13 protein-coding genes are annotated in these 12,357 nt (G+C 71.5%); 9 read left to right on the top strand and 4 right to left on the bottom strand.

The window, feature by feature from the left end; genetic code table 11:
• Positions 1-157: 157 nt before the first annotated feature.
• From FAF44_RS17230 to FAF44_RS17220, 3 genes are all read right to left on the bottom strand, one after another.
• Positions 158-1,003: a hypothetical protein gene (locus tag FAF44_RS17230; protein ID WP_237104186.1), complete on the bottom strand. Its 846-nt coding sequence runs from the start codon at positions 1,001-1,003 to the stop codon at positions 158-160.
• Between the two features lie 112 nt (positions 1,004-1,115).
• On the bottom strand, positions 1,116-1,595 hold the full coding sequence (locus FAF44_RS17225; RefSeq protein ID WP_237104185.1) for a ferritin-like domain-containing protein: 480 nt from the start codon (positions 1,593-1,595) through the stop codon (positions 1,116-1,118).
• Positions 1,592-2,068 (bottom strand): hypothetical protein, encoded by a 477-nt coding sequence (locus tag FAF44_RS17220; protein ID WP_237104184.1) that lies wholly within the window; start codon positions 2,066-2,068, stop codon positions 1,592-1,594. Before FAF44_RS17220 ends, FAF44_RS17225 begins: the two co-directional genes overlap by 4 nt.
• 231 nt (positions 2,069-2,299) lie before the next feature.
• Here FAF44_RS17220 and rimP point away from each other — a divergent pair, with 231 nt between their 5' ends.
• From rimP to truB, 8 genes are all read left to right on the top strand, one after another.
• Positions 2,300-2,785, top strand: coding sequence for a ribosome maturation factor RimP (rimP, locus tag FAF44_RS17215; protein ID WP_237104183.1), 486 nt, complete (start codon positions 2,300-2,302; stop codon positions 2,783-2,785).
• 11 nt (positions 2,786-2,796) lie between these two features.
• Positions 2,797-3,801: a transcription termination factor NusA gene (nusA, locus tag FAF44_RS17210; protein ID WP_237104182.1), complete on the top strand. Its 1,005-nt coding sequence runs from the start codon at positions 2,797-2,799 to the stop codon at positions 3,799-3,801.
• The gene (locus FAF44_RS17205; RefSeq protein ID WP_237104181.1) at positions 3,785-4,096 is read left to right on the top strand and encodes a YlxR family protein; all 312 of its coding nucleotides are present in this window, start codon (positions 3,785-3,787) and stop codon (positions 4,094-4,096) included. Before nusA ends, FAF44_RS17205 begins: the two co-directional genes overlap by 17 nt.
• 112 nt (positions 4,097-4,208) lie before the next feature.
• Entirely contained in the window at positions 4,209-7,361 is a 3,153-nt protein-coding gene (gene infB / locus FAF44_RS17200) for a translation initiation factor IF-2 (RefSeq protein ID WP_237104180.1), read from the top strand.
• Positions 7,362-7,478: 117 nt separating this feature from the next.
• Positions 7,479-7,775 carry a DUF503 domain-containing protein gene (locus FAF44_RS17195; protein WP_237104179.1) on the top strand — a complete coding sequence of 99 codons (297 nt, stop codon included), beginning with the start codon at positions 7,479-7,481 and terminating at the stop codon, positions 7,773-7,775.
• A gap of 39 nt (positions 7,776-7,814) precedes the next feature.
• The gene (rbfA, locus tag FAF44_RS17190) at positions 7,815-8,309 is read left to right on the top strand and encodes a 30S ribosome-binding factor RbfA (RefSeq protein WP_237104178.1); all 495 of its coding nucleotides are present in this window, start codon (positions 7,815-7,817) and stop codon (positions 8,307-8,309) included.
• Positions 8,306-9,346: a bifunctional oligoribonuclease/PAP phosphatase NrnA gene (locus FAF44_RS17185; protein WP_237104177.1), complete on the top strand. Its 1,041-nt coding sequence runs from the start codon at positions 8,306-8,308 to the stop codon at positions 9,344-9,346. The genes rbfA and FAF44_RS17185 overlap by 4 nt, the downstream gene beginning before the upstream one ends.
• A complete protein-coding gene (gene truB, locus FAF44_RS17180) occupies positions 9,347-10,219 on the top strand; it encodes a tRNA pseudouridine(55) synthase TruB (RefSeq protein WP_237104176.1) in 873 nt (290 codons plus the stop codon).
• A gap of 1 nt (position 10,220) precedes the next feature.
• Here the strand turns inward: truB and FAF44_RS17175 are convergent, their stop codons facing one another.
• Positions 10,221-11,240 carry a TRM11 family methyltransferase gene (locus tag FAF44_RS17175; RefSeq protein WP_237104175.1) on the bottom strand — a complete coding sequence of 340 codons (1,020 nt, stop codon included), beginning with the start codon at positions 11,238-11,240 and terminating at the stop codon, positions 10,221-10,223.
• A gap of 82 nt (positions 11,241-11,322) precedes the next feature.
• On the opposite strand from FAF44_RS17175, the gene FAF44_RS17170 reads away from it, so the two are divergent.
• Positions 11,323-12,270: a bifunctional riboflavin kinase/FAD synthetase gene (locus FAF44_RS17170; protein ID WP_237104174.1), complete on the top strand. Its 948-nt coding sequence runs from the start codon at positions 11,323-11,325 to the stop codon at positions 12,268-12,270.
• The last annotated feature ends 87 nt before the right edge of the window (positions 12,271-12,357 follow it).

The raw sequence follows: 12,357 nt of genomic DNA, 5'->3' as shown, positions 1-12,357 counted from the left end.
GAGCCCTCCCGCCCTGCGGGAGGGCTCCGGCCGTTCCCAGGGCTTCTCACCGCCCGCAGGTTCCTGCCACGCGGGGCGGGCTTCCGGCCGGAGGCGGGTTTCCGGCGTGTGGAGCGGGTTCCCGGTGCGTGGGGGACGTTCCCGGTGCCGGGAGGGCTCAGCCGCGCGGGCCGGACAGCACCGAGGCCAGGAAGTCCTTGACCGGATCGAGCACGTGCAGCGGTTCATGCCCCACCCCCGGCACGACGTCGAACCGCACGCCGATGCCGTGTGCCTCGAAGTTGTCGCGCAGTGCGGCGAGCCGCTCCACCCGTGTCAGGCCGTACGCGTCGGCGCCGTCCATCCAGTTGGAGCCCCCGGGGTTGTTGATCTCCCAGGTCTCCACGTCGGCCCCGCCCACGACCATCTGCACGGGGACGCCGCGCAGCTCCGCCACCCGCGCCGCGCGGCCGAACCGCTCCTCGAACCCCCGCAGCCCGATCCACCACGGACGCTCGGGATCGATGTACGTGATCCGCCCCGGCGCCCCGATCGACAGCCCGCGCAGCCGGTCGGGGTGCAGGTAGGCGAAGCGGTGCGCGAACTGGCCGCCGCCGGAGAACCCGTACAGCAGGAACCGCCCGGTGCGGACGTTGAAGCGCGCGCCCACCTCCTCGACCATGGCCAGCAGGGCAAGATCGAACCGGAGATCGCCGTAGCGGACGAACTTGAAGTTGTGCAGATCGTCCGGATCGTCCCCGATGCCCGCGGGGAACAGCGGCGCCAGCAGCAGGCAGCCGTGCTTCTCGGCCCATCCGGCGAAGGCGTCGCGGTACTGCGGCCCGCGCCGCCCCGTGCCGTGCTGCAGGACGGCCAGCGGCAGGGGCTCGCCGCCGGGGTCGTGGGCGGAGGGCACGTAGAGGCAGTAGGACAGCCGCTGGTCGTAGCGGGAGGCGAACACGGTGGTCGCGCCCGCCGAGTAGAAGCCGGTCGGGTGCCTGACCACGTGGAGCGCCTCAGCCACGGGCCGCTGTCACGGAAGCCGGACGGGGACGGCAGACGGAACGCAGCATTTCTCGATGTTAACTCACCGTATGCGACCGGAAACCGAACGTGTCTCGCCCCGGGTCGGGCGATCAGTTGCCCGCCTGCCCGGCCGAGGGCGAGGCCGGCGTGGAGACCGCGGGGGCGGCCGTGGACGGCATGCCGGGAAAGGCCGGGGGCTGGTCGGGCCGCAGGCCGTACGAGCGGGTCACCGCCTCCTGCATGGCCAGCGCGGCGTGCCGGCGCAGCGCCGGATCCCGCGCCGAGACCAGCTCCAGGTAGGCCGCCGTGACCCCGCTCTCCAGGTGCACCGCCAGCTTGACGGCCTGCGTGGCGTTGGCGGGGAAGAACGGCAGCGCGTACGAGGCGTCGGCCTCGGCGGGCCGGCCGCCCCGGGCCGTGATGAGCGTGCGGAGCTGGTCGCGCCGGGCCCGGTGCGCGTCGAAGGCCGCGCTCATCCGTTCCCGGACCGCCCCCGAGGTGCGCGCCCCCAGCAGCCCGTACGCGAACAGCGCCGCGTGCTCGGCGGCCAGCGCCCTGCGCAGCTTCTCGATGTCGTCGGCGGCTCTCACAGTGACCTCGGCAGGGCGACGGCGTGGGCGGCCTCACAGGCCCCGATGCTGGCGATGAGCTGGGCCACCCCGGGCGAGACGCCGTCGAGCTGGCGCGGACGCTGGGCGGCGGCCTTGCGTTCGAGCTCCCGCAGCCGCGACAGCGAGGGTTTGCCGGACGCGCTGGGTGACGGTGCCGGAGTTCCGGACGTCGGCGCGGTGGTGGCGGCCTTGGGCACGTATTTCCGCAACTCGGTCAGGTGGGCCTGATGGCGATCCCGGAACGGGGCCAGCTTCTCGCTCCCCTTGGCGACCGCGGACGAGTAGAGCGCGATCGTCCGCTCCTTCTCCGCGATGAGCGCCTTCAGCAGGACGGTCTCGGGCGAGTCGGGGGCCGGGACGGCCGGCCGCGGCGGCCCGGACGTGCTGCAGGCCGTCAGAGCGGCGGCCCCGCCCGCCAGCAGGGCCCGCCGGGAGAGCTGACGCGCGCGCACGGACTCGAACCTCCACTTGTCACCGACCTCGTTGGGCCTCGGTAGCATCGTACGGCCAGTGCCGCGGAACGCCGTCCGGCGACGCTCCGCCATTCGACCATGACGAGTGGCGCTCTCCCCGTGCCCTCATACGGATAGGGTGTCAACTGTCGTCGCTGGCTGAACAGCCAGGCGGCGGATGGCCAGAGGCGAGGTCCGCCCGGCTGAGACATGACAATAGGGGAGGTCGATATGGGCAGCGCATCATCCCGCGACCACCTGATGAAGCTCCTTGAACCTGTGGTCAGCGCGGAGGGCCTCGACCTGGAGGACATTACGGTCACCCAGGCGGGCAAGCGACGGCTGCTGCGCGTGATCGTCGATCGCGACGGCGGCGTGAGCCTCGACGACGTGGCCGACGTGAGCCAGGCCGTCTCCACCGCCCTCGACGACGACGACTCCATGGGCCAGGCGGCTTACACGCTGGAGGTGTCCTCGCCGGGCGTCGACCGCCCGCTCACCGAGCCGCGTCACTGGCGCCGCGCGGCCACGCGGCTGGTCAAGGCGGAGCTGAAGGACGGCACCGTGGTGGAGGGCCGCGTCGTGGCCGCCGACGCCGCCGGCGTCGACCTCGACGTCGCGGGCGCGGCACGCAGGCTTGGTTACGAGGACCTGACCCGTGGACGGGTGCAGGTGGAATTCCGCCGGATCGACGACGTCGACGGCGACGAAGGCTAAGGGGAGCCGCCGTGGACATCGACATGAGCGTCCTGCGCAGCCTGGAGCGGGAGAAGGACATCTCCTTCGACCTGGTGGTCAAGGCGATCGAGGACGCGTTGCTGATCGCCTACTTCCGCACCGACGGCGCCGCCTCCAAGGCGCGCGCCCAACTCGACCGCGCCAGCGGCCACGTCACGATCTGGGCGGCCGAGCTGGACGACGACGGCGAGATCGTCAGGGAGTTCGACGACACTCCCGGCAACTTCAGCCGGATCGCCGCCACCACCGCCAAGCAGGTCATCCTGCAGCAGTTGCGCGACGCCGAGGACGAGATCAACTTCGGCGAGTTCGCCAGCCGCGAGGGCGAGCTGGTCTCCGGCGTGATCCAGCAGGGCAAGGATCCGCGCGTGGTGCTGGTCGACCTGGGCAAGATCGAGGCCGTCCTGCCGCACGCCGAGCAGGTGCCCGGCGAGGAGTATGTGCACGGAGAGCGCATCCGCGCCTACGTGGTGCAGGTGAAGAAGGGCCACAAGGGCCCCTCCGTCACCTTGTCGCGCACGCATCCCGGGCTGGTCAAGAAGCTGTTCGCGCTGGAGGTGCCGGAGATCGCCGACGGCACCGTGGAGATCGCGGCGGTGGCGCGCGAGGCGGGCCACCGCACGAAGATCGCCGTCCGGTCGCGCAAGCCCGGCGTCAACGCCAAGGGCGCCTGCATCGGCCCGATGGGCTCGCGTGTCCGAAACGTGATGACCGAGCTGCACGGCGAGAAGATCGACATCATCGACTGGTCGGAGGACCCGGGAGAGTTCGTGGGGAATGCCCTGTCTCCCGCGCGCGTTTCCCATGTCGAGGTTCTCGACCTCGACGGTCGCGTGGCGCGAGTGACCGTGCCCGACTACCAGCTCTCGCTGGCCATCGGCAAAGAGGGACAGAACGCCCGGCTCGCTGCGAGACTCACGGGATGGCGGATCGACATCCGGCCCGATACACAAGCCGAGGACGCCGCCGGTTCCGTAGATGCGTCAACACGGTAAGCTGGAATATGGTGGCCACGCGGTCCCACAGCGCACCTGTGTGGGCTGCAGGGTTCGCGAGGCTAAGCCCGAGTTGCTCCGCCTGGTGCGGGTCGAGGATCAAGTGGTCCCCGACCTGCGAGGACGGCTCCCGGGGCGAGGTGCGTCGCTGCATCCGTCCCTGAGTTGTCTGGAGCTTGCCGAGCGGCGCCGAGCGTTTCCGCGCGCGTTCCGCGTGACGGGGCCGCTTGACGTGTCGCCCGTGCGGGCGCACCTGGAAGGAGATCACGAAATGTCATGTAGGACGCCGAGTTGATGGGCGGAGTCAGATTGCTATGAGCGCCTGATGAGCACGCGGCGATGAAGACGTCAAGGTAGCGACGGTCCGGACGGCACAGCCAGCCTCCCGGGCCGAGTAAGGGAGTGCAGTGGCGAAGGTCCGGGTATACGAGCTCGCTAAGGAGTTCGGCGTAGAGAGCAAGGTCGTCATGGCCAAGCTCCAAGAGATGGGGGAGTTCGTCCGTTCGGCGTCCTCCACCATCGAGGCGCCGGTGGTCCGCAGGCTCACCGAAGCGCTAGGGGTATCGAAGGGTGGCCCCTCCAGGGGCGGCGGTCAGCCGTCCAACAGGCCGCAGCCGCCCAGGGCTGCGCACCGGCCGGCGGAAGGCCAGGCCGGAAATGGCGCCGGGCAGGCGCCGGTTCCCGCTCCACCGCGTCCGGGCCCCAAGCCCGGTCCGCGTCCCGCCCCCGCGAGCGGTGGCGGCGCGGGTGGTCCGGGTGGCGGCGCTCAGCCGCGCCCGCCGGTGGCGATGCCGCACCAGCAGCCGCAGCAGCCCGAGGCCGCGCGCGGCGAGGCTTCCAATGCTCCGCAGGCACGATTCGAGAGCGGCGCGCCCGCTCGTCCCGCTCCCGCTCCTGGTCCGCGTCCCGGACCCGCGGGTGGTGGCGGCGGTGGCGGTGGCCCGCGTCCCGGGCCCAAGCCCGGTCCGCGTCCCGGCCCGCAGAGTGGTGGCGGAGCCCAGCAGGCGCCGCGTACCGGTGCGCCCGGCGGTGGCGGTGGCGGTGGCCCGCGTCCCGGGCCCAAGCCGGGCCCGCGTGGCCCGCGTCCGGGTAACAACCCGTTCTCGTCCAACGCCAGCGGCATGGGCCAGTCCCGTCCGCCGCGTCCGGGCGGCAACCGTGAGGGTGGTCCCGGCCAGCGTGAGCGTCGTGACGGTCCGCCGCGCGACGGCGGGATGCCGCGTCCGCCGCAGGCCCGTCCCGGTGGCGACCGGCCCGCTTCGGGTCCGCGTCCCGGCCCGCCCCCCGGCGGTCCGCGTCCGGGTGGTGGCGGCGGCGCCGGCGGTCCCCGTCCTGGTGGGCCGCGTCCCAACCCGATGATGATGCCGCAGGGTCGTCCTGCCGGTCCCGGTGGTGGCGGCGGTGGCGGTCGTCCGGGTGGCGGCGGCGGTGGCGGTCGTCCCGGCGGTGGCGGCGGTGGCCGTCCCGGTGGTGGCGGCGGCGGTGGCGGTCGTCCCGGTGGCGGCGGCGGTGGTTTCGCCGGTCGTCCGGGTGGCGGCGGCACCGGTCAGCGCACCGGCACCGGTGGTCCCGGTGGCGGTGGCGGTGGCTTCGGCGGTCGTCCCGGTGGCGGCGGCCGTGGTCGTGGCGGCGGCACCGCGGGAGCCTTCGGGCGTCCCGGCGGCCGTCCGGCGCGTGGCCGCAAGTCCAAGCGTCAGAGGCGCCAGGAGTTCGACAACATGTCGGCGCCGGCGATCGGCGGTGTGCAGGTCGCTCGCGGCAACGGCGCGACGATCCGCCTGCCGCGCGGCGCGTCGCTGTCCGACTTCGCCGACCGCATCGGCGCGAACCCCGCCTCGCTCGTGCAGATCATGCTGCACCTCGGCGAGATGGTGACCGCGACGCAGTCGGTCAACGAGGAGACGCTGCAGCTCCTCGGCTCCGAGCTCGACTACAACATCCAGGTCGTCAGCCCGGAGGAGGAGGACCGCGAGCTTCTCGAGGCCTTCGACATCGAGTTCGGCGAGGACGAGGGCGACGAGGCCGACCTGGCCGCGCGTCCGCCGGTCGTGACCGTCATGGGTCACGTCGACCACGGTAAGACCAAGCTGCTCGACGCCATCCGCAAGACCAACGTGGTGGCGCGCGAGGCGGGTGGCATCACCCAGCACATCGGCGCTTACCAGGTCTCCGCCGAGCACGAGGGCCAGGACCGGAAGATCACCTTCATCGACACCCCGGGTCACGAGGCGTTCACCGCCATGCGTGCCCGAGGCGCCAAGTCCACCGACATCGCGGTGCTGGTGGTGGCGGCCGACGACGGTGTGAAGCCGCAGACGATCGAGGCGCTCAACCACGCCCAGGCGGCCGAGGTGCCGATCGTGGTCGCGGTGAACAAGATCGACAAGGAGGGCGCAGACCCCAACAAGGTCCGTGCCCAGCTCACCGAGTACGGCTTGGTGGCGGAGGAGTACGGCGGCTCGACGCTGTTCGTCGACATCTCGGCGAAGAACGCCACGGGCATCGACAACCTCCTCGAGGCCATCCTGCTGACCGCGGACGCCGAGCTCGACCTGCGGGCCAACCCGACGATGGACGCCCAGGGCATCGCGATCGAGGCGCACCTCGACCGTGGCCGCGGCCCCGTCGCGACGGTCCTGGTCCAGCGCGGCACGCTGCGCGTCGGCGACTCGATCGTGTGTGGCGAGGCCTTCGGCCGCGTCCGCGCGATGCTCGACGACAACTTCGAGCCGGTCGAGGAGGCCACGCCGTCGCGGCCGGTCCTGGTGATGGGTCTGACGGCGGTGCCGAGCGCCGGTGACAACTTCATCGTGGTCACCGACGACCGGATGGCCCGGCAGATCGCCCAGCAGCGCGCGGCGCGCAAGCGCAGCGCCGACATGGCGAAGTCGAGCCGTCGCCGCACCCTCGAAGAGCTGTTCAGCGACCTTGAGAAGGGTCGTGTCGACGAGCTCAAGCTCATCATCAAGGGTGACGTGTCCGGTTCGGTGGAGGCGCTGGAAGACGCCCTGCTCAAGATCGACGTCGGCGACGAGGTCAGGCTCCGTGTCCTGCACCGCGCGGTCGGCGCGATCACCGAGTACGACGTCAACCTCGCCGTCGCCGACGACAACGCGGTCATCATCGGCTTCAACGTCCGCCCCGAGCCTCGGGCGCGCGACCTGGCCGAGCGCGAGGGCGTCGACATCCGCTACTACTCGGTCATCTACCAGGCGATCGAGGAAATCGAAGCGGCGCTCAAGGGCATGCTCAAGCCCGAGTTCGAAGAGGTCCAGATGGGCACGGCGGAGGTCCGCGAGGTCTTCAAGGTGCCGAAGATCGGCAACGTCGCCGGTTCGCTGGTCCGCTCCGGCGTGATCGTCCGCAACAGCAAGGCCAGGATCATCCGCGACGGCGTCGTCATCGCGGACAACCTGACCGTCTCGTCCCTGCGTCGCTTCAAGGATGACGCGACCGAGGTCCGCGAGGGCTTCGAGTGCGGTATCGGTGTCGGCTACAACGACATCAGGCTCGACGACGTGATCGAGACGTTCGAGATGCGGGAGAAGCCGCGCGTGTGACGCGCGGCCGGGCGCCCGGCGGGACATCCGCCGGGCGCCTCTCGCACGCCTTGGCCTGCTCCCCGCCGCAGCGGGCCGGTCGTGCTCACACCCCAGGTCAAGCGGCGGTTACCAACGATGTATGTGGGTTCTCTGACCCTGGACATCCTGCTCGGCGACGTCAGATCGCTGAAGCAGAAGCGCTCTGTCGTACGGCCGCTGATCGCCGAGTTGCAGCGCCGTTATCCCAGCATCGCGGTGGCTGAGACCGGCCACCTCGACCTGCATCGCAGGGCGGAGGTCGGCGTGGCGGTGGTCTCCTCCTCTGCGGGTAACTGCAAGGAGTTGCTGGACGCCTGCGAGCGGATGGTCGCCTTCCGACCCGAGATCGAGCTGCTGTCGGCCCGGCACCGGCTCTACAACGACGAAGACTGAACGACTGCACGGCCAGGTCGTGCGTGAGGGGGAGCCAACATGGTGGATGCCGCACGAGCGCGCAAGCTCGCCGACCGCATCCAGCAGATCGTTGCCGAGATGCTGGAGCGCCGGATCAAGGATCCGCGTCTGGGCTTCGTGACCGTGACCGACACCCGCGTCACCGCGGACCTGCGCGACGCGACGGTGTTCTACACGGTGTTCGGCTCCGATGCCGAGCGGGCCGACAGTGCCGCCGCTCTCGAAAGTGCCAAGGGCATCCTCCGCTCGGAGGTGGGCCGCCAGACCGGTGTGCGTTTCGCGCCGACGCTGACGTTCAAACACGACCCGCTGCCCGACAGCGCGCGTCACCTCGACGACCTGATCAACGTCGCCCGCGCGCGTGACGCCGAGGTGGCGCGGCAGGCCGAGACCGCCTCCTACGCGGGCGAGGCCGATCCGTACCGTAAGCCCGAAGAGGAGGAGGACGGCGAGGCCGGCCAGGAGGTCCGCGCGGAAGCCGGTCCAGAGAGCCGCAGGGACGATCAGGCGTGACGCCCGACGTGCGCGACCGTGCCGACAGCCCGGCCGGCGCGGGGCGGCGTCCGGCGGACGGCTGTCCGATCCCCGAGCCGTCGTGGGATCGGGCGCTGCGGCTGATCGGCCGGAGCGACGAGGTCGCGCTGGCCTGTCATGTGACCCCTGACGCCGACGCGCTGGGCTCGATGCTGGCGGTGGCGTTCGTGCTGCGCTCGCTGGGCAAGCGCGTGGTGGCGTCGTTCGGCGACCGGCACTTCGCGGTGCCCAGGTTGCTGCGGTTCCTGCCGGGGCAGGAGATGCTGGTGCCGCCGGAGGAGTATCCGCCGGCGCCCGAGCTGATGATCGTCTTCGACTGCTCGACGTTCGAGCGGGTGGGGCTGCTGGGCGCCAACGCGGCCTCGGCCCGCGAGGTCATCGTGGTGGACCACCATCCGTCGAACTCGGGGTTCGGCACGCTCGACCTCATCGACGCCAAGGCGGCGGCCACGGCCATGCTGGCCGAGCAACTCCTCTACCGGCTCGGCGGACGGCTCGACCGGGACATCGCCATCTGCCTGTACGCCGGGTTGGTGACCGACACCGGATCGTTCCGCTACTCCTCGACCACGCCCGCCGTGCACCAGATGGCGGCCAGGCTCGTGGCGACCGGGCTGCGCACCGACGAGATCGCCCGCGAGCTGTGGGACCGTTCCCCGTTCGGCTATCTCAAGGTGCTGGCGAACGCGCTGGAGCGGGTGACCCTCGAAGGCGGGCTGGTCTGGACGTACGTGTCGCGGGTGGACCGGGCCGCGTACGGGCTGCCGTACTCCGAGCTCGAAGGCGTCATCGACATCGTGCGCCGCACCGACGAGGCCGAGGTCGCGGTCGTGCTCAAGGAGGACGACTACGGCGACTGGCAGGTCTCCACCAGGTCCAAGGGCACGATCGACGTGGCGGCGGTGTGCACGGCGCTGGGCGGCGGCGGCCATCACAACGCGGCCGGTTTCACCTCGTACGACACCGTGGAGGAGACCATGGCGAAGTTCCGGCGCGAGTTGCGGAAGGTTTCCTAGATGGCCGAGAGCGGTCTGATCATCGTCGACAAGCCGGGCGAGTGGACCTCCCACGACGTGGTGGCCAAGATGCGCCGCCTCGCCGGCACCCGCCGGGTGGGGCACGCGGGCACGCTCGACCCGATGGCCACCGGCGTGCTGGTGGTCGGCGTGGAGAAGGCGACCCGGCTGCTGGGGCACCTGACGCTGACGGAGAAGGTGTACGAGGCCACGATCCGGCTCGGCGTGCGCACGAACACCGACGACGCCGAGGGCGAGGTCATCGCCACGGCGTCGGCGGCGCAGGTCACCGCGGCCGAGGTGCACAAGGGTGTCGCCGCGCTGACCGGGGAGATCATGCAGGTCCCGCCGCAGGTCAGCGCCATCAAGGTGAACGGCGAGCGGGCCTACAAGAAGGCCCGCGCGGGCGAGGAGGTCGAGCTGGCGGCCCGGCCCGTCACCGTGCGGCGCTTCGACGTGCTCGACATCCGGGCCGCGGGCGACGTCGTGGACGTGGACGCGGTCGTGACCTGCTCCAGCGGCACCTACATCCGCTCGCTGGCCCGCGACCTGGGGGCCGCCCTCGGGGTGGGCGGGCACCTGACGAAGCTGCGCCGCACCCGGGTGGGGCCGTACGACCTGTCGCTGGCCAGGAGCATCGAGCAGCTCGCCGAGGAGTGCGTGATCCTGCCGATCGGGCAGGCGGTGGCGGCGGCGTTCCCGCGCAGGGACGTCACGGCCGAGGAGGCCCGCGTCATCGGGCACGGCGGGCGGCTGCCCGCGGCCGGGCTGGGTGACGGGCCGATCGGCGTGTTCGGGCCCGAGGGCGAGCTGCTGGCGCTGGTGGCGGAGCAGGGCCGGGTGGCCAGGCCGCTCGCGGTGTTCGCCGGCTGACTCAGCGGGGCTTGCGGGCCACGATGATGTCGCGCACGATCGCCTGGTCCACCCAGTGCTCGAAGTCGGGGTAGTCCATCACGTCGAGACCCGCGTCGGTGAGGATCCTGGCCAGGTCGGCGCTCTTGCCGCCGTAGGTGTTCCAGGCGATGCCCATCGCGCCGCCGGGTCGCAGCAGTTCGGCCCAGCCGGGCACGGCCCTGCCGAGCAGTTCCAGCGGGCTGCGCGACAGCCCGCCGCCGCCCTTGCTGCCGTGCTGCACGCCGTAGGGGGCGTCGGTGACCAGGAGGTCGAACGAGCGGGGCTTGAAGAACTCGCGGCTCTTGAGCGTGTCGGCGTTCACCACGGCCAGGTGCTGTACGTCTCCGGCCTTGACGGCCTCCTTCGTCAGGCCGAAGGTGACGTTGAGCCGCCGCCCGACCAGGGCGCGTTCGCGGCGCACCGGCACGGTCTCGGCGGTGTGCTTGAGGCGCTTGTTGCGCAGCCAGGTCTTCACGAAGACGGAGTAGGCCTCGAAGTCCTTGGTGTCGACGTCGATGCCGTAGGCGTCGTAGCCGTACATGAGGGCCTGGTTGAGCGTGGTGCCGCGGCCGCACAGCGGGTCGAACACGGTCAGGCCGTCGCCGAGACCCTTCTCCCCGGCCAGCGCGGTGACGTTGAGCAGCAGCTTGGTGAAGTGCTCGTTGGTCTTGCCGGCGTACTTCTGGATCGTGATCAGATCGCTGCTCAGCCGGTCGCGCGGGCGCATGTCGAGAGGGCGGAGCAGGTCGCCTTCGAGGCCGAACACGGCGTAGACGGAGGACAGGTTCGACAGCAGCCGGACGTCGGGCTCGCTCAGCGGGTGCGCGGTCTCGAACGTCACGTACGGCACGCCGCCGATGCGGGTCTCGTCGCTGTCGAGCACCTCGCCCTCCAGGGCACGCGCGCTGAAGACGGCCAGTTCGGCGCGGGTCAGCCGGATGGAGCTCTCGCCGTAGACCCGGTTGAAGGCAGGCAGGATCAGAAGCGCGTAACGAGGCATGATGCCCGATGATAGCCCCCTCGATTGGAGGGAACGCCGCCGTGCATGGCAGGCTTGTACGGGTTGATCCGCGGACGAGCGAATGGGGCTCAGCGTGCAGGGTTCGGAGAGGTCTGCCGTCACCATCGGCGTGTACGACGGCGTCCACCGCGGGCACCAGCGGGTGGCCGGGCGGACCGTGGCCGTCGCCCGTGAGCGGGGGCTGCGTGGCGTGGTGGTCACGTTCGAGCCGCATCCCGACGAGGTCGTGCGGCCGGGCTCGCACCCGCACCGGCTGACCAACGCGCGGCGGCGGGCCGAGTTGCTGGAGGGGCTGGGGGTGACGGAGGTGGACGTGGTCGAGTTCACGCTCGGGCTGTCGCGGGCCACCCCCGACGAGTTCGCCCAGAGCGTGCTGGCCGAGCGGCTGCGGGCGGAGATCGTCGTCGTGGGGGAGAATTTCGTGTTCGGACAGGGCGCCAAGGGCGACGTCGAGACCCTGCGGACGCTGGGCGAGACGTACGGGTTCGAGGTGGAGGCCGTGCCCCTGCTCGACGGCGTCTCCTCGACCTCGATCAGGGAACTGCTGGCCGAGGGCGACGTCGCGCGGGCCAGGGCGCTCCTGGGCCGTCCGCACCGGGTGGAGGGCGTGGTCGTGCGCGGCTACCAGCGCGGACGCCAGCTCGGTTTCCCCACCGCGAACGTCGAGACGCCCCAGTACACCGCCATCCCGGCCGACGGCGTCTACGCGGGGTGGCTGGAGTGCGTGCCGGTGGGCAACCTGCCCTGCGTGTACGAGGGGGAGCGCTGGCCCGCCGCGATCTCGGTCGGCACCAACCCGACGTTCGAGGGGGTGCCGCGCACGGTGGAGGCGTACGCGCTGGACCGCGACGACCTGGAGCTCTACGGGGTGCACGTGGCGGTGGAGTTCGCCGCCCGGCTGCGCGGCAACACCCGTTTCGAGTCGATCGACGCGCTCATCGCCCAGATCCACGCCGACGTCGACGCCACCCGCCGCCTGACCCGGGCGTCGGCCGGCCACGGCGCGTGAGGACACGGCGGGTAAAGAATGGCGAGATCTTCGGATCGAGGCGACACGCGGGCACGGTGAGCGGCGCGTCCGAGCACCGGACACGAG

This window comes from Nonomuraea sp. MG754425, assembly GCF_021699195.1.
Classification (GTDB): Bacteria; Actinomycetota; Actinomycetes; order Streptosporangiales; family Streptosporangiaceae; genus Nonomuraea.
Note: the sequence above shows the minus strand (reverse complement) of the source record. Positions and strands in the feature narration are given on the sequence as shown.

Bases quoted from the DNA above. Each gene is read 5' to 3' on its own strand.
- rimP (WP_237104183.1), top strand. From the start codon at position 2,300: ATGGGCAGCGCATCATCCCGCGACCACCTGATGAAGCTCCTTGAACCT.
- FAF44_RS17205 (WP_237104181.1), top strand. From the start codon at position 3,785: ATGCGTCAACACGGTAAGCTGGAATATGGTGGCCACGCGGTCCCACAG.
- FAF44_RS17195 (WP_237104179.1), top strand. From the start codon at position 7,479: ATGTATGTGGGTTCTCTGACCCTGGACATCCTGCTCGGCGACGTCAGA.
- rbfA (WP_237104178.1), top strand. From the start codon at position 7,815: ATGGTGGATGCCGCACGAGCGCGCAAGCTCGCCGACCGCATCCAGCAG.
- truB (WP_237104176.1), top strand. From the start codon at position 9,347: ATGGCCGAGAGCGGTCTGATCATCGTCGACAAGCCGGGCGAGTGGACC.
- FAF44_RS17175 (WP_237104175.1), bottom strand. From the start codon at position 11,240: ATGCCTCGTTACGCGCTTCTGATCCTGCCTGCCTTCAACCGGGTCTAC.
- FAF44_RS17170 (WP_237104174.1), top strand. From the start codon at position 11,323: ATGGGGCTCAGCGTGCAGGGTTCGGAGAGGTCTGCCGTCACCATCGGC.